The organism is Cyclobacterium qasimii M12-11B (assembly GCF_000427295.1).
In the GTDB taxonomy this organism is placed as follows: domain Bacteria; phylum Bacteroidota; class Bacteroidia; order Cytophagales; family Cyclobacteriaceae; genus Cyclobacterium; species Cyclobacterium qasimii.
The window spans coordinates 115,306-140,335 of sequence record NZ_ATNM01000147.1 but is presented as its reverse complement, the minus strand read 5'-3'; the positions used below and the strand labels follow the sequence as shown (position 1 = coordinate 140,335).

Annotated in this window: 21 protein-coding genes and 5 pseudogenes; 6 read left to right on the top strand and 20 right to left on the bottom strand. The window is 38.0% G+C overall.

What is annotated here, in order from left to right; all coding sequences use genetic code 11:
- Nucleotides 1-9: 9 nt before the first annotated feature.
- The 3 genes from ADICYQ_RS19605 to yihA form a co-directional block, all read right to left on the bottom strand.
- Entirely contained in the window at nt 10-327 is a 318-nt protein-coding gene (locus ADICYQ_RS19605) for a hypothetical protein (RefSeq protein ID WP_040417167.1), read from the bottom strand.
- A complete protein-coding gene (locus ADICYQ_RS19600; RefSeq protein ID WP_020889720.1) occupies nt 314-766 on the bottom strand; it encodes a DUF5606 family protein in 453 nt (150 codons plus the stop codon). Before ADICYQ_RS19600 ends, ADICYQ_RS19605 begins: the two co-directional genes overlap by 14 nt.
- Before the next feature lie 63 nt (nt 767-829).
- Nucleotides 830-1,429, bottom strand: coding sequence for a ribosome biogenesis GTP-binding protein YihA/YsxC (gene yihA / locus ADICYQ_RS19595; RefSeq protein ID WP_020889719.1), 600 nt, complete (start codon nt 1,427-1,429; stop codon nt 830-832).
- Nucleotides 1,430-1,545: 116 nt separating this feature from the next.
- On the opposite strand from yihA, the pseudogene ubiE reads away from it, so the two are divergent.
- The 6 genes and pseudogenes from ubiE (at nt 1,546) to ADICYQ_RS19565 (ending at nt 6,117) form a co-directional block, all read left to right on the top strand.
- Nucleotides 1,546-2,267, top strand: a pseudogene (ubiE, locus tag ADICYQ_RS19590) (bifunctional demethylmenaquinone methyltransferase/2-methoxy-6-polyprenyl-1,4-benzoquinol methylase UbiE).
- The gene (porT, locus tag ADICYQ_RS19585) at nt 2,216-2,995 is read left to right on the top strand and encodes a type IX secretion/gliding motility protein PorT/SprT (protein WP_040417166.1); all 780 of its coding nucleotides are present in this window, start codon (nt 2,216-2,218) and stop codon (nt 2,993-2,995) included. The pseudogene ubiE and the gene porT overlap by 52 nt, the downstream one beginning before the upstream one ends.
- A 60-nt stretch (nt 2,996-3,055) precedes the next feature.
- Nucleotides 3,056-3,817, top strand: a complete 762-nt coding sequence (locus ADICYQ_RS19580; protein WP_020889714.1) for an SDR family NAD(P)-dependent oxidoreductase — start codon at nt 3,056-3,058, stop codon at nt 3,815-3,817.
- Nucleotides 3,814-4,586, top strand: a pseudogene (locus tag ADICYQ_RS19575) (M15 family metallopeptidase). Before ADICYQ_RS19580 ends, ADICYQ_RS19575 begins: the two are co-directional and overlap by 4 nt.
- 45 nt (nt 4,587-4,631) lie before the next feature.
- Nucleotides 4,632-5,403, top strand: a pseudogene (locus tag ADICYQ_RS19570) (ThuA domain-containing protein).
- Between the two features lie 414 nt (nt 5,404-5,817).
- The gene (locus ADICYQ_RS19565; RefSeq protein WP_020889708.1) at nt 5,818-6,117 is read left to right on the top strand and encodes a hypothetical protein; all 300 of its coding nucleotides are present in this window, start codon (nt 5,818-5,820) and stop codon (nt 6,115-6,117) included.
- A gap of 65 nt (nt 6,118-6,182) precedes the next feature.
- Here the strand turns inward: ADICYQ_RS19565 and ADICYQ_RS19560 are convergent, their stop codons facing one another.
- From ADICYQ_RS19560 to ADICYQ_RS19480, 17 genes and pseudogenes are all read right to left on the bottom strand, one after another.
- Complete coding sequence (locus ADICYQ_RS19560; protein WP_020889707.1) at nt 6,183-6,698, bottom strand: peroxiredoxin family protein; 516 nt, start codon at nt 6,696-6,698, stop codon at nt 6,183-6,185.
- A gap of 178 nt (nt 6,699-6,876) precedes the next feature.
- A complete protein-coding gene (locus ADICYQ_RS19555) occupies nt 6,877-8,739 on the bottom strand; it encodes a Xaa-Pro dipeptidyl-peptidase (protein ID WP_020889706.1) in 1,863 nt (620 codons plus the stop codon).
- 172 nt (nt 8,740-8,911) lie between these two features.
- Nucleotides 8,912-9,361, bottom strand: a complete 450-nt coding sequence (gene msrB / locus ADICYQ_RS19550; RefSeq protein ID WP_020889705.1) for a peptide-methionine (R)-S-oxide reductase MsrB — start codon at nt 9,359-9,361, stop codon at nt 8,912-8,914.
- A gap of 52 nt (nt 9,362-9,413) precedes the next feature.
- The gene (locus ADICYQ_RS19545) at nt 9,414-9,902 is read right to left on the bottom strand and encodes a peptide-methionine (S)-S-oxide reductase (protein WP_020889704.1); all 489 of its coding nucleotides are present in this window, start codon (nt 9,900-9,902) and stop codon (nt 9,414-9,416) included.
- A gap of 224 nt (nt 9,903-10,126) precedes the next feature.
- The gene (locus ADICYQ_RS29400) at nt 10,127-10,690 is read right to left on the bottom strand and encodes a glycosyl-4,4'-diaponeurosporenoate acyltransferase CrtO family protein (RefSeq protein ID WP_020889703.1); all 564 of its coding nucleotides are present in this window, start codon (nt 10,688-10,690) and stop codon (nt 10,127-10,129) included.
- 165 nt (nt 10,691-10,855) lie between these two features.
- Entirely contained in the window at nt 10,856-11,374 is a 519-nt protein-coding gene (locus tag ADICYQ_RS19535) for a DinB family protein (protein ID WP_020889702.1), read from the bottom strand.
- A 9-nt stretch (nt 11,375-11,383) separates the two neighbouring features.
- Nucleotides 11,384-13,192 carry an acyl-CoA dehydrogenase FadE gene (locus ADICYQ_RS19530; protein WP_020889701.1) on the bottom strand — a complete coding sequence of 603 codons (1,809 nt, stop codon included), beginning with the start codon at nt 13,190-13,192 and terminating at the stop codon, nt 11,384-11,386.
- 87 nt (nt 13,193-13,279) lie between these two features.
- A complete protein-coding gene (locus ADICYQ_RS19525) occupies nt 13,280-14,452 on the bottom strand; it encodes a thiolase family protein (protein ID WP_020889700.1) in 1,173 nt (390 codons plus the stop codon).
- A 98-nt stretch (nt 14,453-14,550) separates the two neighbouring features.
- Nucleotides 14,551-16,955: pseudogene (locus ADICYQ_RS19520) on the bottom strand (3-hydroxyacyl-CoA dehydrogenase/enoyl-CoA hydratase family protein).
- A gap of 43 nt (nt 16,956-16,998) precedes the next feature.
- Nucleotides 16,999-17,433 carry a MarR family winged helix-turn-helix transcriptional regulator gene (locus tag ADICYQ_RS19515; protein ID WP_020889697.1) on the bottom strand — a complete coding sequence of 145 codons (435 nt, stop codon included), beginning with the start codon at nt 17,431-17,433 and terminating at the stop codon, nt 16,999-17,001.
- 918 nt (nt 17,434-18,351) lie between these two features.
- Entirely contained in the window at nt 18,352-20,106 is a 1,755-nt protein-coding gene (locus tag ADICYQ_RS19510) for an Ig-like domain-containing domain (RefSeq protein ID WP_020889695.1), read from the bottom strand.
- Complete coding sequence (locus tag ADICYQ_RS19505) at nt 20,103-20,684, bottom strand: class I SAM-dependent methyltransferase (RefSeq protein WP_020889694.1); 582 nt, start codon at nt 20,682-20,684, stop codon at nt 20,103-20,105. The genes ADICYQ_RS19510 and ADICYQ_RS19505 overlap by 4 nt, the downstream gene beginning before the upstream one ends.
- Nucleotides 20,685-20,990: 306 nt before the next feature.
- Entirely contained in the window at nt 20,991-22,856 is a 1,866-nt protein-coding gene (gene mnmG / locus ADICYQ_RS19500; RefSeq protein ID WP_020889693.1) for a tRNA uridine-5-carboxymethylaminomethyl(34) synthesis enzyme MnmG, read from the bottom strand.
- Between the two features lie 52 nt (nt 22,857-22,908).
- Complete coding sequence (ybeY, locus tag ADICYQ_RS19495) at nt 22,909-23,358, bottom strand: rRNA maturation RNase YbeY (protein WP_020889692.1); 450 nt, start codon at nt 23,356-23,358, stop codon at nt 22,909-22,911.
- 1 nt (nt 23,359) lies between these two features.
- A complete protein-coding gene (locus ADICYQ_RS19490) occupies nt 23,360-23,761 on the bottom strand; it encodes an ATP-binding protein (RefSeq protein ID WP_020889691.1) in 402 nt (133 codons plus the stop codon).
- Between the two features lie 41 nt (nt 23,762-23,802).
- Nucleotides 23,803-24,560: pseudogene (locus ADICYQ_RS19485) on the bottom strand (exodeoxyribonuclease III).
- Entirely contained in the window at nt 24,557-24,919 is a 363-nt protein-coding gene (locus ADICYQ_RS19480; protein WP_040417190.1) for a hypothetical protein, read from the bottom strand. The pseudogene ADICYQ_RS19485 and the gene ADICYQ_RS19480 overlap by 4 nt, the downstream one beginning before the upstream one ends.
- Between the last annotated feature and the right edge of the window lie 111 nt (nt 24,920-25,030).

Sequence of the window (25,030 nt, the reverse complement as noted above, 5' to 3'; positions counted from 1 at the left end):
AAAGTTAGGTTATTCACTGTATTTTTTTCGAAAATGCACCTTTATCAATTGCCTATCAACAATTGCCAGCGACATGCGCTCGGTGATTTCTTCGGGTGGGCTTTGGTTTAATATTTCACGAACTTTTCCCTCTCCAAGATCAAGCCGATAACACAGCTGCAAAAATCTTTCAAATTCCCGGTTGAGTAATTGGGAAACCATTGGGGCAATGGCCTTTGCCAAATCTTCTCGGTCCACACTATCAGGTATAACAGACAGTTGCAGTAAATCTTTTAGATCTACTGCAACTGTTTTTATGAGGACTGAATCAGTATTAGACGGATTCATCAATTTTATTTTCTTCTTCCTTGGAATCAGTTTCTTCAGCCGCTTTTTCTTCTAAAACCTCAGGACACTGATCTCGTAGAATATGGTACCAATTGATCAATTTTTTGACATCAGAAGCATAGACTCTTTCCTCATCAAATTCAGGAAGAATATGCTTCATAAAAGCTTGGTATTCTTCTTTGTCTGCACCTTCCAAGCCAGTGTCGCCTTGAAATTCTTTTTCAATTTTGTACATTATATCCTGAAGTGGAGATGCTCCTTCTTCAGTTAAGGTATAAATGGATATTTCACTTAGAAGAGATACCCTTTGAGCGGCACCTACAACCAGTTTACCTTTTTTTTCATCCAGAGATTCGAGGATTACCCCACTTCTGCTGGGCTTTAATACTTTATATAAACCTGGTTTTCCAGAAACAGTGGCAATGTCTTTAAATTCCATGATAGTTCTTTTTTTTGGCTACAAATATAAGGTTAACTAGAGAAAGACTGGGGCACTTACCCCCTACTCGTAGTATTCCGATACGTTTTCTTCAATAAATTTAGTCAATTCATCTCTTCCTACTCTCGTCGTAGCAGAGGTCACAAAAAAGTCAGGTGCCTCAACAAACATTTTATCCATTTCATCTAAAAAACGATGAACATGTTCTGAAGTCTTTGTTTGAGACTGTTTGTCGGCTTTTGTAAAAATAATGGTTACAGGCAATTCCAATTGTCCACACCAGTTAATAAATTCTATGTCTATAGGCTGAGGTGATAAACGACTGTCGATCAAAATAAAAACTGAAACAAGATTTTCCCTTTCCGTAAGGTAATTTCGGATCATTTTATTCCATTCGGCTTTCAATTTTTTATTAGCCTTCGCAAATCCATAGCCGGGAAGATCCACCATAAACCAGCGGGAATCAATCTCAAAGTGATTGATTAGCTGAGTTTTACCTGGCCTTCCTGAGGTTTTGGCGAGATTTTTATTGTCAGTGAGCATGTTGATAAGCGAGCTTTTGCCAACATTGGATCTACCAATAAAAGCAAACTCCGGCTTAGTAGGTGCCGGACACTTTGTATGGTCACTATTACTCATTAAAAAGCGTGCATTCTTCAACATGGCCCTTTTTTTTAACAAAGGTAACTAAATTCCTGAATGGTCTCCAAACCATTAATTCATTAACAATTTTCCATTGCTCAAGTTTACTTAGTAATATTGTAATGAAAATAGAAGCCATGTCCGTAGTTCCATACAAAAATCAAAAAGAAGGCAAGAAGCAACAGGTTGCCAACATGTTTAATAATATTAGCAAAAATTACGATTTGCTAAACCATGTTCTGAGCATGGGGATCGACATTATCTGGCGAAAGAAGGCCATTAAAATGTTGAAAGATGACCAGCCTAAGCTAATTTTAGACATCGCCACAGGTACAGGTGACTTTGCCATAGAAGCGCTGGCGCTGAAACCGGATAAGATAATCGGTGTAGACATATCTGAAGGCATGCTTAATGTGGGTCGTAAGAAAATGAAGCAAAAGAAATTGGACCACCTCATAGATTTACAGATGGGTGATTCAGAAAAGTTACTCTTTGAAGAAAATAAGTTCGATGCTGTAATCGTTTCTTTTGGTGTAAGGAACTTCGAAAACCTTGAAAAAGGCTTAGCAGACATGTATCGGGTGCTTAAACCTGGAGGGAAAACAGTAATATTGGAATTTTCCACACCAAAAAATTCCCGATGAAACAAGCTTATTCCTTTTATTTTAAATATATTTTACCTCAGATTGGTAAAGTCATTTCAAAGGACAACTCTGCCTACACTTATTTACCCGAATCGGTAAAGGCTTTTCCTGATGGAAATGATTTCATTAATATTCTTGAAAGGGTAGGTTTCAAAAACACGCAATGCAAAACGCTAACATTTGGCATAAGTTCGATATACATTGGTATAAAGTAATACTCTTCTCTTTGTGCCTGCTCTTTTTCCAAACCCAACTGGTAAAAGCGCAGCAAAAGAGTTTTATCTTTAATTCATCAGGAAGTGATAATAAAGCCCTGTCGTATGGCTTTTTCCTTGCGGCGCACAACAGCTCGTTAAGAATAAAGTATTCTGACAATTTCCTCAACCCCAACTATCCTGGCCTAGGTAATGTAAGGGCTATAATGCCAGCGTTTTCGCCTGGCTTTGCCCTGGGTTTTCTTATTACGGCAAGAATGCATGATCAAGTAAACCTGCTTTTTAACCCGAAAGTAGGATTTTATGAGTATCGAACAGAATTACAACTATTTACAGATGATCCAAATGCCGCTAACGGCATTGGAATCTCTACGGTACCTTTGCTTACTGAAGAAACCCTTATAGAATTACCGCTATTGCTCAAATACAAGTCCCAACGCTTTAACAATACCCGAATGTTTTTTGTGGGTGGGCTAAATGGCCAATTCAGAACTAAAAATCAAGAGGAAGCCAATGAAGACCCTGTTGCATTGAAAGGAACAGATGTAGCGTTGGAAATGGGACTAGGGTTCGATATGTATTTTCAATTTTTTAAATTCTCCCCTGAAATCCGTTTTTCCCACGGTTTGATGAACCTTTATCAGGATGGTCATTCCGACGATAGATTGGCAGGAGCCATTTCAGACATCAGAAGAAAATCCATTACACTGTATTTAAATTTTCAATAACCAGGAAGTATTGCCACCCTTATGATTTTTAATCTTAGGGGAAAAATTTTAACTTCCCTTATGGAAAAGAAAATTGCATTTATCACGGGGGCAACTTCCGGTATAGGAAAAGCTTGCGCAATATACCTTGCCGAAGAAGGTTTTGCTATCATTGCATGTGGACGTAGAGAGGAAAGGCTTATAGAATTAAAGACACTCCTTCCTGAAAATACACCTTATCAGTATTTAGTCTTTGATGTCAAAGAAAAGAAAGCTGTTTACACTGCCATTGACTCCTTACCCGAAGATTGGAAAAAAATAGAAGTCTTGATCAATAATGCTGGAAATGCACATGGCCTTGACTTTATCCAAAATGGAAGTGAAGACGACTGGGATTCCATGATGGACATCAATGTGAAAGGATTGCTTTATGTTTCTAAAAAAATCATACCTGGTATGGTAGAAAGAAAACAAGGACAGATTATCAATATTGGCTCAACGGCTGGCAAAGAAGTATACCCTAAAGGCAATGTATATTGTGGTTCAAAACATGCGGTAGACGCGATCACCAAAGGAATGCGCCTGGACCTGAACCCATATGGCATCAAGGTAATGGCTATTAACCCTGGTTTGGTAGATACAGAGTTTTCTCTCGTACGGTTTAAGGGTGATGAAGACAAAGCAACAAATGTCTACCAAGGTTTTACCCCACTCAAAGCAGAAGACATCGCGGATGTAGTTCGTTTTGCCGTTACCAGGCCTCCCCATGTAGTTTTAGCAGATGTTACCATTCTCCCAACTGCTCAAGCCAGCACTACCCTATTGCATAAAGAAGGGTTATGAGAGTCATAATAGCTGGCTTTGCAAGTTTAATTGCCCTGGCTTGCGGGCAAAGCAAACAAGAGAATACTTTGGCGCCAGCAAAAGAAGCCCAGCAGGAAATAATCCTTGAAGACAATGTTGCATTGGATTCTTCTATGAAAGATACTGTTTCTGTTAAGGGAGCTTTGGAACAACGGCTGATAGATGCAGGACTTGTAGACTTACAAGAGGCAATTCCCGGAATATTGGTAGACCTGAGGTATTCGACAAGCAATAATTTCTTTGGTAAAGATGTATATGGGGAACTTGACAAGGCGTATTTACAGCCAGAAGTAGCTGAAATGCTCAAAAAAGCGCTCCTTGCTTTGAGAGAAAAGAACTCTTCATTGACTTTTTTGATATTCGATGGTGTTAGGCCTCAATCCGTTCAACAGATCCTTTGGGATGAATTGGATAAACCGGAAAATTAAAACCGCTTTACGTAGCGGACCCTCAAAAAGGTAGCTTACACAATTTTGGTGTAGCTGTGGATCTTACCCTAGCGGATCAAAGCAATGGAAAGCCACTGGATATGGGTACTGATTTTGATTATTTTGGTTATCCAGCCTATCCAGATAGAGAGGCTCAAATGCTGAAAGAAGGTAAAATCAATCAACTACAGGTGGACAACAGAGAATTGCTCCGAGAAGTAATGAAAGGAGCAGGTTTTAAGGGCATCGGATCTGAATGGTGGCACTTTAATGCATTTAGTCGAAAGATTGCCAGAGAGAAATTCGAGATTGTTAAATAAAAACGTTATAATCGTTGCATATTTTTAATTATAATAACCTATCCTATGAACATCCTAAGCAATAAACTCAAATTATATTCACTGCTGGCCCTATGCCTATTATTGGCAGGGCTTCCATCAATTAGTCAAGCCCAGCAATTTAGGGCTTTGGTCCTGAGTAAGACTTCTGGGTTCAGGCATCAATCCATCCCTGAGGGTGTGGCTGCCATAAAAAAGTTGGCTGACAAGCATCGATTTGATGTATATGCAACAGAAGATGCCAGTTTGATTAACGATAAAAATCTTGAAAAATACGATGTTATCATAATGATGAGTACCACAGGAACAATTCTAAACGCAGATGAAAAAGCAGCTTTTGAACGCTTCGTTAAAAGTGGAAAAGGCATAGTTGGTGTTCATAGTGCTACGGATACAGAATATGACTGGCCCTGGTATACCAAATTGATTGGCGGGCAATTTAACAACCACCCCCACCAACAAACGGCCAGGATTAAAGTGATGAATGGAGACCACCCGTCTACTTATCACCTGAACGACAAATGGCTTTGGACAGATGAGTGGTACGAGTTTAAAAACTTCAATTCAAATGTAAATATCCTTTTACAACTGGATGAGTCATCCTATAATGTAGGAGAACGCAATGGTAAAAAAAATGGGCATGGGTGCTGTCCACCCGATCTCCTGGTACCATGAATATGATGGAGGAAGGGTTTTCTACACCGGTCTAGGTCATGTGGAAGAAGCTTTTGAAGATGCAGATTTCTTAAAACACCTTTATGGTGGCATCTGGTACGCTGCATTGGGAAAACCTTTGTAAAAGGTACCTTAATGATGAAATAGAATTTTCAATAAACCCAATAATTTCAGTATCAACCCACCTTTGCTGTCAAATAAAGCGAAGGTGGGTTTTTTTGCTTTTTTTTTTCAACAGAATGGCCTTCGCCAAAGAAAATCTGATTAAAACCTTTCATTCATGCACAAGGCCCCTTGGGTTCTCCTATTGCTAAGCCATTTGACTATAGCTGGAGCAGTGACTGGAAGTCATGGACTATTTTTATTAAATAAGCGATTACCGATAGCAAAAGGATAACTATTAGGGATTTAAAGTTTATTTGAATTCCACCAATCTTAATGTCTACCTGATCTTTCCTCGAAAGCTCAACCCTCAAAATGGCCTAGGTTTGTTATGGGCTTTCAATTGGTTATATTGAGTTCACCATAAATAAAAAAAATGTTTGCCAAAGAAATAAACAGAGAATTATTGTACAAATGGAATACCCGAAGCAGTACATTGACCCTGATCATTTACATCCTCTACGGGGTTTTTTACAGGGTTGACTTGCCCATTTGGTATAATTATTCCTTAATAGCCGTTACCCTATGTAATATTGTGCTGGTTGGGGCAATGCTCTATATAAGCTTAACCCATAAAAATCTTGTAGATCATCTCAGAACAGCCATTTTACTGGGGATCTTTCGATTGGTTATCAACTTGGTTCTGCTTCTGCTTATTGTAAACAACAGCCTTTAGAAGCTTTTTAAATTTCACTTCTAAGGCTGTTGAAATAAAACAATCCACTTTCAACTACTAGCAGTTTAATTCTTTAAACCTTCCAAAACAGTCATAAATTTTTTAACAGGTAATCTGTCGGAATTTTTCTTTCCTATGTACCTATAGACTTCCTTTCCATCAGGGCCAATCAAAATCAAAGCGGGATAATGTACCAGTTGATTGTGAAAAGAGTACCCGCCAGGAACACCTAATTCATCTGCCAAATGAGCATCCACATCCCGGTAGATTGTAAAACTATCTTCCTCCAGATTTTCTGCCCATTCCTTGATTTCCTCATCAGAATCAGGTTTAATAAATACCTGAACTACATCTTTTAGTCCCGCAGTTTCTTCTACATAATCATTTGTATGCCGAATGCAATAAGGGCATTCCGTTTTAAGCAAAAAATGTAAGACAACGTATTTTCCTTTTGCTTCACTTAAAACAAATGGTTTTTCATCCCCAACGGCAGGTAGTGTGAAGTCCTTCACTTTTTCTTGTGCCATAAGGCCTTGAGAAATAAATAAAAAGACTAATAATGCTAGTGTTTGTGTTTTCATGGTTTTTTTACTAAAATGAATTTTGGTGCTAAATAACTGATAGAAAGATCAGTAAGGTTATAGGGCAATTCAGAAGTGATGCTTTTACATAATTCTTATTTGACCAAACGCAGATTTCTATTCTTGGGTTCAGCTCATTTTAGTAAAAAATGAAACGCTTCTTTAGCTTAAATAGGGTTTATGGCTTGGTAAAGCTTCGAATTATGGCTTCTTTTCCACCTACTATTGGCAATTCTAAAGTAGTCTTTTCAAGATCAATTGTTAGTTCCGTCCCTGGATCCGGCCAAATGGTAAACTCCTTGTCACTAGAGAAAATCATCAAACCAATTTTCTGTCCTATAGGGATTATTTGATCGTCGGGCTGGAGAGGGAATGAAATGGTATAAAATTTTCCAGGTTTAAGTGGTTTCCCTTTTCTAAGTGAGCTATGGTTTTGAGGATCAGCCCATCCCCTGGTAATGATGTTATCGGTAATTTTAGCGTTTTTTGCTGAATTCCAGGGCAAGGAAACAAGCCAAACAGAAAGGTTGGCAGCAGGCTTACTTGAAGCAAGCCTTATGGTAATTTCTGCCGTTCCCGATAAGTGCAGGTCTTCTTTTAATTCTGGACTTACGAACATAAGACGCTGATTTGATATTTCAGCTTGAGCTAGAGAAGCACCATTAAATGAAAAATTGTCCACCAGGGTTTCAGTTCCTTGGTTTGCATAAGAGACAAGGTTCAATTCTCCTACAGCTGGTGCCTTTCCTTTTAAATAAAACTCCACAGCTGAAGCTTCCGGATTGGGATAAGCTGTGTATGGTGTTGGTTTATCATGTTTATCATTTTCACGAACGATCCAAACCTTCGCATCATTTTCCACGCCGTTTTCTACTCCATGCAAGTACCGGGTAAACCAACGGTTCATCATGGAAAAAGGCGGTGGTCCGCCATGGCCATCCTGATGGTAATAAAGTTGGGATGGGATGCCCATTTCAACGGCTTTTTTATAGATTCTATAGCTATGCTCGGGCATTACATTCCAATCATTAAAGCCATGTGACATCAACAAAGCCGCCTTCATTGGTCCCATTTGGTATAAGTAGTCACGTCCAAACCAGAAATCGTTTAAATCTCCGCTTTCCCTGTCCATACCATTTTTCATTTCCTTGTCTCGAATACGTGCATTATTGCTCGCCCTCATAGCCGTATCCCCACTGTGGATAAAGTCATACAATACATCGATGTCTTCACCCAAATAACCTCCGGGGGAACGCACCAAGCCATTCGATCTGTAATAATGGTAATAAGAGGTATTGGGTGCAATGGGTATAATGGCTTCCAGACCTTCCACCCCAGTAGTGGCAGCAGCAAGCGGAATGGTGCCATTATAGGAAGTACCGGTCATTCCTACTTTGCCCGTGGACCAGAAGGCTTCTACCTTTTCATTGCCGTCAATGCTTGTATACCCTTCTCTCCGGCCGCAAAGCCAATCAATCACCGCTTTGGGTGCAAGAGATTCATTTTCTCCACCCACTGTAGGTGCACCTTGAGACAAACCTGTTCCAGGAGAGGAGCTATGCACAACAATATATCCCCTTGGCACCCATTCTCGAATATGGGAATCAGAGATAAATGGTCGCTTATAAATGGTTTTAACCTCCGGATGTGCCCTTTCTTTGGGTGGGTTTCCCAATTCATGCCTTACCTCCCAAAAAAGTCCGGGAACGTCTGGAGCTACACCGGTAAAATAGGGACTTGATATATAAATTACCGGAAGTTTTAATCCTTCATATTCAGTTTGATAAGGACGTGTAACATCCACATGCATGCGGTCCATTTTACCATCCGCATCACTGTCAAAATCCGTTTCCACCCAAAGGTCATGTCGGATCCACTTCCCTGCATCTTTAAAGGCCTTCACTTCCTGTGCTTCGCCATTTTCAAATACCGGAACAGCATTCTGCTGCGCAAATGCAGGAACAGCACAAAAGACGATCAATAAATTAAAAATCATCCTTAGGCTATTTTTTACCAGTGGATTCGGTTTGGAATAGGTCATTAGGGTATTTATTTTAATTAGAAAATCTTCTTTCACCTACTCAGTAGGTCGGTGTTAAACATAATTGGCGATAATTTACAAGGGCAAAAAGGGTTATAATCTTTTGAATGTTAAATGCCCAACAGAATTCAGGCATTTCTTTTTTGAATGCTAACCCTTATGCATTCTATTTTTAATTCTCCTCTTCCACTTTTTTAAGGGAGACAGCATTCATGCAAAACCGCAATCCGCTAGGTGCCGGGCCATCTGGAAATACATGTCCTAAATGTGCATCGCAGGTATTGCAAAGCGTCTCTACTCGCACCATGCCAAAACTGCTGTCTTTGTGGTGCGCCACCGCATTGTCTTTGATGGGTTGGGTAAAAGAAGGCCATCCAGTACCACTTTCAAATTTATTACTTGCATCAAAAAGCAAAGTGCCGCAGCAAACGCAAGCATATATACCAGGTTCAAAAGAACTGCATACATCTGAGCTGAAAGCCCTCTCGGTTCCTTTTTGTCTAGTTACCCGAAACTCCTCTTCAGTAAGCTGTTTTTTCCATTCAGCATCTGATTTTTCCACCCTACGATCGGGCTTTAAATTTCCATTATTGGCGTAGCTGATGACATCATTCCAATTCATAGGTATTTAATTTTATGTTTTTCTAAATTCATAAATAATCCAGGCTTAAGGATTATTTAACCATTTGCTTTTGAAAACGTTCTTTCAACGCATTTAGTTTAGGTTTTATATAGTTGATACAAAAAGGCAAGTCAGGGTTTTTCTTATAGTAATCCAAAAACTGCTCCGTATTCATTTTAAAATCTACAAACGGAATCACTTTGGTGACAATTGGCGCATCAAAATCACGCTGTAGTTCTAGCAAAGCAGATTTACTGAGCTCTTCCTGCTCCTCATTGAAATAATAGATGGCTGACCTGTACTTTTGTCGAAAGGCATGATCACTTGTGCAGCTATGTGAATGCAAATGAATGGCTATCAATAAGGATAAATCAACCAAAAGCGGATCAAAAGTAATTTCTACCCCTTCCGACCAGTCCTTATTAGGGGCTTCTGAAGAAATCCATCCTTGCTTGACTTCCTTTACACCCAACACAGATCTGAATACCCCTTCAGTACACCAGTGGCACCCTCCTCCTACTCCCACTTTCATCGTTTTCATTTATAATTTATTCTTATTCAATTTTCAGTATTACCTGTAACCTAAAATCATCAGCCTATTTTTTTTATCAATTGGTTCTTATGAAAATAAAACCTTCCAGGTTTCACTCGTCATATTTTAACATCAGGCTGATTATCAGCAAAACCTGGAAGGTTTGCGAATTTATGATATAAGCTGAAATGATTTAGTTCCTTTTGGCAGAATACTTTACTGGTCTGCTAAATTCAGTTGGACAATATTTTTCCGATTCTTATCCTATGGTATCTTTGAAGGATTACGGGATAAAGATTACCTATGAAATTAATAAGAACAATGAAAAACACCAATAGAAAATATGAGGAGGGTAAAAGTAAAATTGCTACCAATAGAATCATAATAAAGGGACCCATGTGCCCAAATTCAGATTGTCTGGATAGGTAATTAAAATTCTTCAGGCCTTTTTTGGTTCCATCAAAAAATTTCTTCCGGTTGGCTTTTCTGCCCCAAAAGAATAGCATCAGTAATTTTTGAAAATATTTTACCCCTAGAATACGATACCATTTCATCATCTTGGAGGGATTTTTAATCGCATAATAGCTACTCGGCAACAGCCTATGTGTGGGAAACACAAAACCTGGAAATGCGAAAACTCCAGTGACACATAGATTAATTAAAAAAGCCAGAAAAAACGACTCGCCAAAACCCAATTGCACTGGCCCATAAAGTATTATTTGCCTTATCGTTGAAAAAGAAAAATATAGCAAAAACAGGGAAAAAAAGATAAAAACAACTTGTTTGATAGTTTTCATTCGCTCAGTTATTATTTTGCTTCACAGTCGCAACCGTCATTTAGCCAAATAGGGTTTACACTGTAATTTAGAAAATAAATGGATAGCGAAAGGCCTTACAAATAATTAAGTTTGATGAATACTCTTTCTTTTAAATTACAAAGTGAGTTTTTCGGTATTTATGATTTACCTATCCATTAAATCTCGCTCTTTAAGTACACTTACCGTTACCAAAAGTTGTCCAAAATGGCGCTGGCTGTGTTCTGCAATATGAAAATACAAGCCCATGACGGTTGTTGGAAATTTCTTTCTTCCAACCGTGCGAAAAGCCCTAAGTTCCTCTTCTGTAGTATGGCTGAAAATCTCCAGCGTCTCTGCCAATTTTTCGCTAAAACGATTTACCAACTCCTTAGAGGTTAAGGTAAAGTCAGGGATCTTCTCTTTTTTTAAATAACGAAATTGAGATTCTGATAATGGGAGTTCCTTGGCATAGGTGGTAAGTCGATCCATTACTCCCCATAAATGTTGCAGGTGAAACCCCACGCTAGCTCTCCCTCCAACAGTTTTCCACAGCAGCTTATCAGGAAAATCTTCCATGCATTCCTTTAATTCCATTTCTGCTTGTACAAGTGCATGTGCAGCAGGTTGGAGCAGAAATGGAATTTCAGGTAAAGGCCCATTTAACCAGGCTTCAGTTTGAATCATCTTTGTCTATTAGGCATGAAAGAAGAAATACTTTCCTTTTGAGACAAGCGAAGCTGCAATTTCGCGGCGCAAATCTTTGGTGTTGACATTGTCATACTTGGTGAATCGTTTTAAACCCATCAAAAGCATTTTCTGTTCATCACCTTTGGTAAACGACATGATGGCCTCTTTTCCGGCAGATTGAATTTTTTCTACTGCTTCGTAAAGGTAAACTTTGGTGGCTGCCAATTGATCCTTCACCGCTTCTTCACCATTTTTATTCAACAGTTTCTCAGTTCGCAACAAAGTAGACTCCACAGCATATATTTCAATCATAATATCTGCCAAATTCATCATAATCTCTTGTTCCTGATCCATTTTAGCCCCCAAATCCTTAGCAGCTTTTCCCCCAATCATCAGAAACACCTTTTTAAGGTTTCTCAAGACTGCTTTTTCTGCTGCCAAAGGTTGAGAAGTATCTTCACTCGAAAAGCTAGGAACAGATGTTAACTCTTTAGCGACAGCCATAGCTGGGCCAAAAACGTCGATTTCCCCTTTCATCGCACGCTTAAGCAACATGCCTACCATCAAAATCCGATTGATCTCATTGGTACCTTCATATATTCTGGAAATTCTGGCGTCCCTAAAGGCACGTTCCATAGGAGCATCGGCTGAATATCCCATTCCACCATAAATTTGAACGCCTTGATCGGTTACGTAATCCAGCACTTCAGATCCATGAACCTTGGCAATGGCACACTCAATGGCAAATTGCTCTACTCCTTTCAGTTTGGCCTTGTTGGGTTCCATCCCTTCAGCTTCCAATGCCGCTATTCTGTCTTCCACATCCTGACCGGCACGATAGCAGAGCGATTCACAGGCATAAGTCCTGATGGCCATTTCTGCAAGTTTTGCTTGAATAGCGCCGAAGGAATTGATAGAAACACCAAATTGTTTCCTGTCAGCACTGTATTTTATCGAATGACCCAAAATAGTCCGGCATCCGCCCAGCACACCTGCGCCTAATTTTATTCGCCCAATATTGAGAATATTGACAGCAATTTTAAAGCCTTTTCCTCTTTCAGAAAGCAAATTCTCCACTGGCACAGGACAATCATTGAAAAAGACTTGTCGGGTAGAACTTCCTTTGATTCCCATCTTTTTCTCTTCGGCATTCATTGTGATTCCACCGAAGGTCTTTTCAACCAAAAAGGCTGAAAGATTTTTATCGTCTTCTATTTTGGCAAAGACAATAAAGAAGTCCGCAAAGCCAGCATTCGAAATCCACATTTTCTGCCCATTGATCAGGTAATGGGTTCCTTCCTTATTTATTACGGCTTTGGTTTTGCCACTGTTTGCATCAGATCCAGCATCTGGTTCCGTTAAACAATAACAAGCGGCCCAGTCCGCATTAGTAAGCTTGGGTAAGTACTTTTTCTTTTGCTCCTCTGTCCCGTAATAAAGTACAGGAAGTGTTCCTATTCCAGAATGTGCACCATAAGTTGTGGAAAATGAACCCGCTGCTCCAATGATATCTGCAATCAGCATAGAAGTATTGAAACTCATGCCCAACCCGCCATATTCTTCAGGAACAGCTATTCCGAGGAGACCTAACTCTCCTGCTTTCTTTAAGATTGTAGGCACGAGATCTGGATTCTTCATGCTGTCGATTTCCTCCATTTTTGGAGTAATCTCCATATCGAGAAAATCCTGACATGCTTGAGCCATCATTTTTTGTTCCTCGCTGAACTCCTCAGGTATAAAGACAGCAGAAGCTTCCGTTTCTTTGATAAGGTAGGCTCCGCCATCAAGGGCATTCTTTTTATTTATCTTTTCCATCGTTAATTTCTCTTTAGATAATTAAAACTTTAAGCTAAAATCCTAAGGTAATTTTAGCTTAAAGCCAATTACCCGTACTAAGTTCAATTATAATAGCTCAATGACTCCCGCTACACCTTGACCTCCTCCAACACATGCTGTCACAAGACCGTATCTACCCTCTCTCCTTTTTAACTCATTCATCATTTGAACGGTAAGCTTGGCTCCTGTACAACCTAGCGGGTGTCCCAAAGCAACAGCTCCTCCATTTACATTGACAATGTCCGGATTAAAGTCCAGGGAACGAATAACGCCCAAAGCCTGTGCCGCAAAAGCTTCGTTTAATTCTATTAGATCAATATCATTTAAACTTATTCCTGCTTGTTTAAGGGCTTTTGGAACAGCTATTTTCGGCCCCATACCCATTATTCTAGGCTCTACGCCACCTACGCTATAAGAAGCAAGTCTGGCCATAGGTTCTAAACCAAGTTCTTTCATCATCCTTTCTGACATGACTACTACAAATGAAGCCCCGTCTGAAGTTTGAGAAGAGTTTCCTGCCGTCACCTGTCCACCTTGTCTGAAGACAGGTTTTAGATTCGCCAGAACCTCCATGGTAGTCCCTGGTCTTGGTCCCTCATCAGTATCTACCGTATATTTTCTCGTTTGTCTTTTTAAATTTTCATCCAGATAGGTCTCTTCTACCTCTACTGGTACAATCTCATCTTTGAACCTTCCTTCTTTTATGGCGCTGATGGCTTTTTCATGAGACCTGACAGCAAACTGATCAGAGTCCTCTCTGGTGACATTAAAATCTTTCGCTAACTCCTCTGCTGTTAAACCCATGCTTAAATAATAATCCGGGTTATGTGTTGATATATTGTAATTCAGCGCTGTCTTGTAACCCATCATGGGTACCAAAGACATGGACTCCGTCCCACCAGCAATGATACAATCTGCCATTCCAGATTTGATTTTAGCCGTTGCCAAAGCAATTGCTTCCAGACCTGATCCACAATACCTATTGATAATAAAACCCGGAGTATCTTCTGACAATGCCAGCAAAGAAATCATTCGTCCCATTTGCATGCCTTGCTCTGCTTCCGGGACAGCATTTCCTACAATTAGGTCATCTACCATTTTGGCTTCCAAGCCAGGGGTATCAGCCATTAGGTATTTGATAATATCGGCCGCCAAGTCGTCGGGCCTGTAAAATCTAAATCCACCTTTTTTTGCTTTTCCTATTGCAGATCTATAGCCATTGATAATATATGCTTCCATTTGATGTGTATTTTAATGCTTGAATATGGTTAAATTGAATGAAGCTCGCTTTGATCTTTCAAAGCAGGACCAATTTTAATTAATTGGTCTTCTTGTGCTTAATTCCTTAAAGGTTTGCCTTTGAAAAGAATGCTATGAATCCTTTCTAAGGTTTTCTTTTCCCCTGAAAGACTGAGGAAGGCTTCTCTTTCTAAATCCAGCAAGTACCTTTCACTTACTTCTGTTGGTGTAGATAGATCACCGCCACTCATTATCCAAGCTAATTTCTTAGCAATTTTTGCATCATGTTCAGAAATATAGGCACCATATCGCATTCCGGCTATTCCAGTTTCAAAGAGTGCCAATGAAGACTTTCCTAGCACCTTAATGTCTGTTCGCTCTAATGGTTGGGTATATCCTGCATCAAATAATGCGATAACTTTTCTTTTGCTTCCGCCAATTGACGCTTTCTATTAATGGTAATGGCATCCTTTTGTTCAAGATACCCGTAGTTTCGGGCTTCAGCCGCAGAAGTGGAAACCTTAGCTGTAGCTATGTTCATAAATGTCTCCTGCAATCGATTTAACTCAACATCACCAGGAGCAATGTTCTTAGAGAATCTCAGCGTCATTTCTTTCGTTCCACCACCTGCAGGAATAAGGCCTACGCCTACTTCTACTAAGCCCATATACAATTCAGCATGTGCCTGGACTGCATCTGCATGAAGGGACAATTCACAGCCTCCTCCCAATGCCATATTATGAGGTGCTACCACTACTGGAACTGATGAGAACCTTGCCCTTAATACGGTGTTTTGAAATTGGGCAATCATCAAATTGATTTCATCGAAATCCTGATCTCCTGCATACATGTATAACATGGCCAAATTCGCACCAGCAGAAAAATTGCCTCCTTCATTGCCTATCACCAGGCCTTTGTAAGACTTTTCTGCCATGGTTATGGCGGTATTAATCCCTTCGACAACTTCCTGACCAAGAGAATTCATTTTAGTATGAAATTCAAGGCCGATTACATCGTCCCCAAGGTCATAAATAGATGCTCCTTCATTGCCCCAAACTTTCTTTTGGGTAGACTTAAGGGTATCCAAGAGTATGTACTCTTCTAATCCAGGAACAGGTTTATAGGATTTAGTTGGAATGTCATAGTATTGTTTTTTACCATCTTCCACTTTATAAAAACTTGTATGGCCTGCTGCTAACATCTCGTAAACCCATTCAGCAGGTTTTTCACCTGCTTTTTCCATTGCCTCTACGGTAGTTTTTACTCCCAATATATCCCAATTCTCGAAGGGCCCGTATTCCCAACCAAATCCAGCACTAACAGCTTGGTCTATTCGATACAATTCATCCGCTATCTCTGGAATTCTAAACGAACAATAGCGAAACAAGTCATAAAAGATAGCCCTATAAAAGGTTCCGGCCTTGTCCTCATAATTAACCAAAAATTTGATTCTTTCCTTTAAATCATCAATTCCTTTAGAGGCTTCTAATGCCTCTATTTTTGGTTTTTCTACAGGTTTATACTCATAGGTTTGAAAATCAATTTCCTTCAGCTCTTTGCGACCATCATCATGTCTGATCATTTGAAAAAAGCCTTTTCCACTTTTATCACCTAACCACTTATTGTCATATAAAACCTGAACACTCTCGGGTAGTATAAATTTATCTCTTGATTCATCATGTTCAAGCACCTTGTAGAGGTTGTTAGCCACATGGACAGTAGTATCTAGCCCAACTACATCTAAGGTCCTGAAAGTGGCTGATTTTGCCCTTCCTATTACCGTGCCAGTCATCTTATCCACCTCAGATACAGTAAGCCCTTGCTTTTCTATCGTATGGATAGCAGAGATGAGCGCATACACTCCAATTCTATTGGCTATAAAGGCTGGAGTATCTTTACATAAAACGGTTTCTTTACCAAGGAACCTATCCCCATAATCCATTAAGAAATCAATGATTTCTGGCTTGGTCTTAGGTCCTGGTATAATTTCAAATAATCGTAGGTATCTCGGAGGGTTAAAAAAGTGGGTTCCTGCAAAACATTCCTGAAAGTCCTGGGACCTATTATCACTCATCAAATGAATAGGTATGCCTGATGTATTGGAAGTAATGAGTGTTCCTGGTTTACGGTATTTTTCTACTTTTTCATATAGACCTTGTTTGATCTCAAGGTTCTCAACGATTACCTCTATTACCCAGTCGTAAGCATTGATTTTTGGCAAGTCATCGTCAAAATTACCTGTAGTAATCCTTTTCACATATTCCTTGTCGTAAATAGGAGACGGTTTAGAATAAAGGGTGCTTTTTAAGGCATCGTTAACAATTCTGTTTCTTACCTCCTTGCTTTCAATAGTTAAACCTTTCTTTGCTTCTTTATCATTTGGGGCTTTAGGAATTATATCCAAAAGCAACACTTCAATCCCAATATTGGCGAAATGACAAGCAATCCTGGACCCCATAATTCCGGAGCCTAAAACGGCAACTTTTTTTATGCTTTTTTTCATTGGTTATATATTTGCTTATTGTTATTGAATATTTCTGATTGCTCTACGGTTTCTGGAGTTCATCTATCACCGTATTAATTTTTCTAAATAGCGCAAAAAAAGCACCAAACTCTTCTTCGGTTAGATTTTCACGAAGTTTTACGTTAAACTCCTTAATAGTACTTACTGCTGCGGCTTTTTTTTGTTTCCCTTTTTCTGTTAAATAAACCTTAACAGATCGTTTATCCTCCAAATCAGGAATTTTCACTATCAACCCTTTTTCTACCATGGTCTTCAATAGTCTTGTAAGACTTCTTGATTCCAAACCCATTTTGGGCGCAATTTTAGTAGCAGCTGTTCCTTCGGTAGAATGTATGTTTATAAGCACAAACCCCATGGAAGTTGTAATTCCTTCCATAGTCGCTTTTTGGTTATACATTCTAGAGATTGAATGCCAACAGGATTTAATTTGAAAATCTATGGTTTCTTCCTTTTTCATTTGTTCTATCGCCTTCAATTTAATAAAAATAATTATGCATGCATAATAAATTTGCAAGATTTAAGCAGTTTGTAACAAGCAACTTAGAAAGTTCAGTCTTTGTTTTTATCGATAAAATGATAAAAGGGATATTTGTTTTAAACCAGAAGGATCCTCTTAAAAAATTTTTAAAGTGGCAAAATCGTCTTTTAGGGCATTTGAGAATTCAATTAAAGTATCAAAGGAGATTTTAAAGTTTAGGGTTTGATTACTTATTCTAAAAAAAATTTGAAAGCCAAAACCCTTAATCTTATTTTTTATCATTTAAAGCTTTTAAGAATTAACGAATAGAATTGTAATCAATTAAAATTTAACCTTCTAATTATTTAAAAATAACGTATTCTGAAGATAGTTGATCTGGGATTGGAATTTGAAAAAAGCGTCTTGAAAAGAAAGGTGAAATTTTCAATTTAAAGCTGGATTGAAAATTTAAGGTTGAACGTTTATACACACCTTATTTATTTTAGGATTTTCATAAATTAAAAAAGCTATTGTTATTATTATAGAGTGGATATGTTGGTAAACTAGTCTTAAAATAATTACTCACTTTCCTGTACAGGTAATTAGATACTTATGCACTTCTTACCCACATGGTTTTTTATAGCTAAGTTATTGACCTTGTGATGGATAATTTCATTCAAGTAATTTGTGTGTATAAATGGTGTATTTTAATTGGGTATAAGTATTCGGTTGGTATCTATGTGGATAAATGTGTACAAGTAGATGGTTATCCCCACAAGAATGAGATGTTGATAAAAATTGTTATTAATCCCAATTTTGGATGTTGATATAAACAGGTATCTATATACTTATCCACTTTTAATTTTGGCTTATCAACAGAATTCATATTCCCTTAAATTTTATATAAATACCTATTAATCAATTGTTTAATAAATAATCTTCAGTAATTTCTAAAACATTAAGTGGTAATCCCTCTATTTCCGGATTCTCATCTTCAGTTTTGTTAACAAGTAGGCCTGACTCTCTCCTTTTGTAGATTACTTGCTTATTTAGCGTCCATTTTCCCCTTAAGATGAGCTCTTTGCTTTTGGTTTCCTGATCCATGAAATAGTAGATAGGTTCCGGTTGCTTTTTTAAATTTATGTTGCCTGGATCCCAAGCCTTGTTCCCGTTCCTATCTATGTATGCTTGTAGCTGATAATTTGTTGCCTCTAGTTTTGTGAAGCTAAATTTGTTTGTTCCTTCAAGGTATTGTTCGGTTACTACGGTTCCCTTGTTATCCAATAATTGAACCATTATTGGGCCTTCTTTTGTATCTATAGTACCACTTATTTCATCCCCCAAATTGTCTTTTTTAAGACGGTTGAATGTAGCTTCAAATTGCTTTTCATTGAAGAGGTTTTCTACATCCTTAAAGGTAGAATCCGCTGCTACTAATTTGTATTTCTCAAAAGGGATCGAATCATTTATGGGTATGGAAATATTAAGTTCTGTTCTGCTACCTGTGCTATCTGTTAAGAATAGCATGGAAGGTGTTATCGGTATAATGCTGGCAGTATCATACATCATATACAGCGAATCATAATTGATTTGAAGCAGTGGTTTATTAAAGCCAAGTTTTGCTTTTATGGTGTCTGTGAATTTGATGGATCCCTTAGAGCTAACTTCAAGTTTTTCTTTGCTTCTTTCGCTTTCTTCAAATCGAGCATACAAAGTGGTATCAACTACTACTCCTACTGAGTCTGCCAATTGTAATCTAATTTGGGTACTGTCATTGACTAAATCAGTATGGTAAAACCTCAAGTTATTTTCCTTTAATCTGAAGTATAACTTTGAGTTTTTATCCTCATGGGTAACCTCATAATTGGCCAGTTCTTTACTTAGGATGATATCGAAATTACTTCCTGAATTGGAAGACCTGTTGATTTTTAATGGACTCAAATCTGCCCTATTAATGTTAATTTGTAGGTCTTCTAAGTTTTTGTTTACTTCTATTGGTTCAGAAATGAATCCATAAGGTTCACTTCGGTATTCAGTTTTTAAAGAATTATTGTCATCATACCAGGCATATGCCCTAAAGGTTCCAGCCTTTATATTTGTTATCTCAAATTTACCTGCTGTATCTACCTGTGCTATATAATAAGGTGCTGAACTGAATAGGTCTAATGTGTCTTGGTCTATGTATAAACCTACCAATAAGTCTTCATAATCCTCTTTGGCTTTGGGAAACCAATAATCTACTTTACCAGATACTGTAAGACTATCTATGGTTGAACCTGTAGAAAACACAAGTTTTAATCTTTCTGCTGGATTACTTTCTGCAATGTCCTGAATGCTTTTTTGAAAGTTAAAGACATAAGTTGTGCTATCTTCTAGCTCCTGGTTTAGGGTTATTAGCACCCTATTTTTAACGGCTAAAAATTCTACTTTATCTTTTTCTACTTTTGGAGTAATTATAATAGATTGGGAAGGAGTTTCAAGTTTCACATATTCATCAAATTCCAGGTTAATTTCCTTTGGTTTGATGTTTTTGCTTTCGTTTTTAGGACTTGATGACAATAGTATTGGTGCTGTTTCATCCTTTGGTCCGCCCATAGGAGAACTTTGTTTTGCACAGGATATCAATGTAAGTGCTATTAAAACGTATGCTATTTTATGGAAAATCTTGTTCATTTCTTTTTAATCACGAATAGCAAACTTGAATAGTTATTGCTATTATTTTTGGCCTGTTTATTGGAATTGTATCCTGATTTAATAGCTTCTATGTATTTGTTTTTTGTACCTATATATTGATGGCTTAATAGGGAGACATAATAACTATCAAATTTCATCGGTATTGTATCGACTATCCTACAGTTGTGTTTATCTGTGAGGTACTCCATTGAGCTAGGATTGAAGTGGTACAAGTGTCTTGGTACATCCAATGCTGCCCAATTCTCTTTAAATGTACTTGCATCGAGTGAATCCCTATTGGGAACTGCGATGAATAAGGTACCTCGTTTCTTAAGTCTATTCAGTAAGATATCGATGGTTTTATTCAACTTATGTACGTGTTCCAATACGTGAAATAGTGTAATGACATCGAATTTCTTTTTCTTCTCAAGACTTTTGAAGTCAGGAATTATATCTATACCATTGTTATCAATAGCAAATGTAGCGGCTTTCTCATTGGGTTCCATTCCATAAGCTTCCCAGCCATCGTTGGTACATGCTTTTACGAATAGCCCTACCCCACAGCCGTAATCAAGCATTCTACCTTTGGAACTTTGTCTTGCATTGATCCAGTTTAATTTTGGTTTAAGGTATACTTTCTGACTGCCTTATAAACTAAATCTGTGATGTTTTTACTTTTGTCCTGATGGGAAATATAGCTTGGATTGTCGTAATAGGTCGCTATGTTCTCCTCAGTCGGTCTAGGATTGGTAAACCATACCTTACAATTTTGGCATTCACATATGATAAATGACTCCTTGCTTATGGCATGGTCCTTTACTACAAGATGATTAATAAACTGTTCACTTTTACATAGTGGACATTTGGTTAACCTTTCGTACATGTTATCTTCCTAAATAAATGGTAAGTATTGACATATCTGCTGGTGATACTCCGCTTATTCTTGATGCTTGTCCAACTGTCTGTGGTTGAATTTTAGCTAATTTCTGTCTTCCTTCAGCTGAAAGTGCTTTCATATTAGCATATTCAATTGTAGCTGGAATTTGTAGATCTTCCATGCTACTTATTTTTTCTACCATTTGTCTTTCCTTATCTATGTAAGACTTGTATTTAATAAGAATCTCAGTTTGCTCTTTTACAGCATTGGAATATTCTATTGTCTCCTCTTTAAGTAAATCACTGATATTTATAATATCTTGTAAACCTATATTGGGTCTTTTCAATAGTTTTTCAACGGTTATCTTCTCTTTGATAAGTGCTGTATTTAGACCTTCCAATCCAATATTTGCTTCGTCTGGTGATAACCTGAACTTCTCTAGCTTTTTGGTTAACTCCTCTGTTTTCTCTGCTTTGGCTAATGTTTGCAGGTATTCTTTCTCATTTGCCAAACCCAATTTATAGCCATAAGGTGTCAATCTTAAGTCTGCATTGTCTTGTCTGAGTAACAATCTGAATTCTGCCCTGGAGGTAAACATCCTATAGGGTTCTTCTGTGCCTTTGTTAATTAGGTCATCAATTAGAACTGCTATATAGGCTTCAGACCTTTTAAGTATGAAAGGTTCTTTTTCTTTTACTTTGTTATGAGCATTTATTCCTGCCATGAGGCCTTGAGCTGCTGCTTCTTCATAACCTGTTGTACCGTTGATCTGCCCAGCAAAGTATAAGTTTTCTACTAGCTTTGTTTCAAGTGTTAATTTCAGCTGTGTTGGTGGAAAGAAATCATATTCAATCGCATAACCAGGCCTGAACATTTTAGCATTTTCAAAACCTTGTATCTTCCTAATGGCTTTGTATTGTACATCTTCAGGGAGAGATGTAGAAAAACCATTGACATATATCTCTACTGTATTCCACCCTTCTGGCTCCACAAATATCTGATGTCTTTCTCTTTCAGCAAAACGATTGATTTTATCCTCTATGGATGGACAGTATCTTGGACCTAAGCCCTGTATTCTACCATTAAACATTGGAGACCTGTCAAAACCTGTCTCTAGTGTTTCATGTACTTCTTTATTTGTATAGGTAATCCAGCAATTTCTCTGATTTTTAATCGGAGTTGTTTCATCGGAATAGGAGAATTTTTCTGGGTTTTCATCACCTTCCTGTACTTCCATTAAAGAATAATTAAGGCTTCTACCGTCTACTCTAGGCGGTGTTCCTGTTTTCATTCTTCCTGATTCAAACCCAATTTCAATAAGGTCTTCAGTTATTCCTTTGGAAGCACTTTCTCCAGTTCTGCCTCCTCCCATCTTCTTTTCTCCAATATGGATTATTCCATTTAAGAATGTTCCATTGGTCAAAACAACAGACTTGCTTCTTATTTCTATACCAAGCCCTGTTTTAACCCCTTTGATTCTCCCATCTTTTACAATAAGGCCAGTGATCATTTCTTGCCAAAAATCAAGGTTTGGAGTGGCTTCTAATGCTAGTCTCCATTCTTCGGCGAAACGCATTCTGTCATTTTGACTTCGAGGAGACCACATTGCTGGTCCTTTAGACCTGTTTAGCATTCTAAATTGTATTGTAGATTTGTCGGATATTATCCCTGACTTACCTCCTAGTGCATCAATTTCTCTTACTATTTGCCCTTTGGCGACTCCACCCATTGCTGGGTTGCATGACATCTGAGCAATGGTGTTCATGTTCATGGTACACAATAAAACGGATGACCCCATCTTTGCTGCTGCTTGAGCTGCTTCGCAACCCGCATGTCCTGCACCTACTACTATTACATCGTATATTGGAAACATATTCGTTTTATCTAGTGTTCCACGTGGAACACTTGTCTTTGATTTAATGATTTCATTTTACTGTTCCACGTGGAACAGTTGCTGTTGGAAACAATGAGAGGGAAAGATTTTCTTCGTTTCTCATTTCTGCTTTGTCCAACTTGGTTTTGTCCTTATAACCACAAAGATGTAGAAGCCCGTGGGCCAACACCCTTAAAAGCTCCTCTTTGTACTCCGTTTGTTGGTTATTAGCATTTTCTTTTACTCTGTCAATACTTATGTAAATATCCCCTTCAATTTCAGTTTCTTTCTCAGATTGGTCGAAGGTGACTATATCAGTATAAGTGTCGTGGTTCAGATAGTTGATATTTATATCTAATAAATATTCATCTGTGCAAAAAATGTAATTCAAAGTCACAATCTTGAACCCTTTATTGCCTGCAATTTGCTTGATCCATTCCTTTACCATTCTTTTACTGGTTAAGGATGATTTTATTTCTTCTTCAAAGAAATTAATAGCCATTTTAATTCATATAAAAAGTGAGGGTAATCTTTCTGCCTTCGTTCTCAAATTCTACTTCATCACATAAATGTTTCATAATGAATACTCCCCTACCTCCTGACTTTTCTAAATTTTCTAAAGAAGTTGGATCATTGAGGTGGTTATGGTCAAAACCATCCCCTTCATCTTCAATAATGAATTTTATCTGATCATCTAAGAAAATAAGTTCTAATTTGACGAGTCTGTTTTTGTCTATCTTATTACCATGCACAATGGCATTGTTCACACATTCCGTTACCGAAATCATGATATTGCCATAGATATCATCGTTAATCTGAAACTTCTCTCTGGCATTATCAATAAAACTCTCAACGATAGTAATATTTTCAATCAAAGATGGAATGGAAATTTTTATTGATTTCATCGATTTATTTGGCTTTTACCACGACTTTATTTTGTTATTCTCTAAACTTCTACTACTACTGGACAATGATCAGAATGATGAATTCCTTGTAAAATGTTTACTTTTTTACTTTAGCGCTCATCGGTGGAGTGGTCATGTGATAATCTATTCTCCAGCCTTTATTATTGGCCCTTGCATTGGCACGGTAGCTCCACCAGCTGTATTGGTCAGGTTCCTGGTTTAATAACCTGAAACTGTCGTCAAAACCAGTGGAAGTGAATTTATCCATCCATGCTCTCTCTTCTGGAAGAAAACCAGATGTCTTTTTGTTGGCTATGGGATTATGAATATCTATCGGTTTGTGACATATATTGTAATCCCCACTTAATATAAGGTTGGGTCTTTGTTTTATCAAGTCCTGAGTGTAGCCATAGATATCATCAAGAAAAGCGTATTTAAACTCCTGCCTTATCCCTCCTGTAGTTCCAGAGGGGAAATATGCACATAAGAATGAAAAGTCTCCATAATCTGCCCTTATTGTCCTTCCCTCATCATCATAAGCTCCCATCCCCATTCCATACTCGATGTTTTCAGGTTTTTGTTTGCTTAAAATGGCTACTCCACTGTATCCTTTCTTTACTGCTGGGTACCAGTAAACATGGTAACCCAAGTCTTCGAAAATAGAAACATCTATTTGGTTAGCCATTGACTTTACCTCTTGTAACCCGATTACATCAGGGTTTTCAGTTGCTAGCCAGTCAGCAAAGCCTTTTTTTAACGCTGCCCTAATTCCGTTTACATTGTAGGATATTATCTTCATTTAATATCTATTTCAAATTCATCTTCAAAGTAATCCAAAACATGGATTTTTAACATCTTTTCTTGCTCAGCACTGTCTAAATGCGGTAGTTTCTTTAGTAACTTCCAATGTGGCCAACCGTCTTGGTCAATAAAATCTAAAGAGTAGAACCCCGAGAAACTTAATACTTTACATACCGCAATGTGCATTAAATCCTGTTTCTCTTCTTTTGAGAAATTGTGTGGTCCTTTTCCAAGTTCCTGTACCCCTATTATAAACAATACGGCATTTAGATCGGAGGGTTTTTTTCCAAATATATCCTGTAATCCAGTTAGAAGTTTTGACCATCTTCTTTCTAAATCCAGGTCTTTTTTTAGCAAAGCCATTTTATTTTATGTTTTTTATCTGTTCTGTATTCCAGCTGATTTCATTAATTGAAATTTTTCTATAAATTGATACAGGCCATTTGATTACAAATATAGCAGGTAAAA

Excerpts from the sequence above, each read along its gene's own strand:
- ADICYQ_RS19605 (WP_040417167.1), bottom strand. The coding sequence starts at position 327 with ATGAATCCGTCTAATACTGATTCAGTCCTCATAAAAACAGTTGCAGTA.
- ADICYQ_RS19600 (WP_020889720.1), bottom strand. The coding sequence starts at position 766 with ATGGAATTTAAAGACATTGCCACTGTTTCTGGAAAACCAGGTTTATAT.
- yihA (WP_020889719.1), bottom strand. The coding sequence starts at position 1,429 with ATGTTGAAGAATGCACGCTTTTTAATGAGTAATAGTGACCATACAAAG.
- porT (WP_040417166.1), top strand. The coding sequence starts at position 2,216 with ATGCAAAACGCTAACATTTGGCATAAGTTCGATATACATTGGTATAAA.
- ADICYQ_RS19580 (WP_020889714.1), top strand. The coding sequence starts at position 3,056 with ATGGAAAAGAAAATTGCATTTATCACGGGGGCAACTTCCGGTATAGGA.
- ADICYQ_RS19565 (WP_020889708.1), top strand. The coding sequence starts at position 5,818 with ATGTTTGCCAAAGAAATAAACAGAGAATTATTGTACAAATGGAATACC.
- ADICYQ_RS19560 (WP_020889707.1), bottom strand. The coding sequence starts at position 6,698 with ATGAAAACACAAACACTAGCATTATTAGTCTTTTTATTTATTTCTCAA.
- ADICYQ_RS19555 (WP_020889706.1), bottom strand. The coding sequence starts at position 8,739 with ATGACCTATTCCAAACCGAATCCACTGGTAAAAAATAGCCTAAGGATG.
- msrB (WP_020889705.1), bottom strand. The coding sequence starts at position 9,361 with ATGAATTGGAATGATGTCATCAGCTACGCCAATAATGGAAATTTAAAG.
- ADICYQ_RS19545 (WP_020889704.1), bottom strand. The coding sequence starts at position 9,902 with ATGAAAACGATGAAAGTGGGAGTAGGAGGAGGGTGCCACTGGTGTACT.
- ADICYQ_RS29400 (WP_020889703.1), bottom strand. The coding sequence starts at position 10,690 with ATGAAAACTATCAAACAAGTTGTTTTTATCTTTTTTTCCCTGTTTTTG.
- ADICYQ_RS19535 (WP_020889702.1), bottom strand. The coding sequence starts at position 11,374 with ATGATTCAAACTGAAGCCTGGTTAAATGGGCCTTTACCTGAAATTCCA.
- ADICYQ_RS19530 (WP_020889701.1), bottom strand. The coding sequence starts at position 13,192 with ATGGAAAAGATAAATAAAAAGAATGCCCTTGATGGCGGAGCCTACCTT.
- ADICYQ_RS19525 (WP_020889700.1), bottom strand. The coding sequence starts at position 14,452 with ATGGAAGCATATATTATCAATGGCTATAGATCTGCAATAGGAAAAGCA.
- ADICYQ_RS19515 (WP_020889697.1), bottom strand. The coding sequence starts at position 17,433 with ATGAAAAAGGAAGAAACCATAGATTTTCAAATTAAATCCTGTTGGCAT.
- ADICYQ_RS19510 (WP_020889695.1), bottom strand. The coding sequence starts at position 20,106 with ATGAACAAGATTTTCCATAAAATAGCATACGTTTTAATAGCACTTACA.
- ADICYQ_RS19505 (WP_020889694.1), bottom strand. The coding sequence starts at position 20,684 with ATGCTTGATTACGGCTGTGGGGTAGGGCTATTCGTAAAAGCATGTACC.
- mnmG (WP_020889693.1), bottom strand. The coding sequence starts at position 22,856 with ATGTTTCCAATATACGATGTAATAGTAGTAGGTGCAGGACATGCGGGT.
- ybeY (WP_020889692.1), bottom strand. The coding sequence starts at position 23,358 with ATGGCTATTAATTTCTTTGAAGAAGAAATAAAATCATCCTTAACCAGT.
- ADICYQ_RS19490 (WP_020889691.1), bottom strand. The coding sequence starts at position 23,761 with ATGAAATCAATAAAAATTTCCATTCCATCTTTGATTGAAAATATTACT.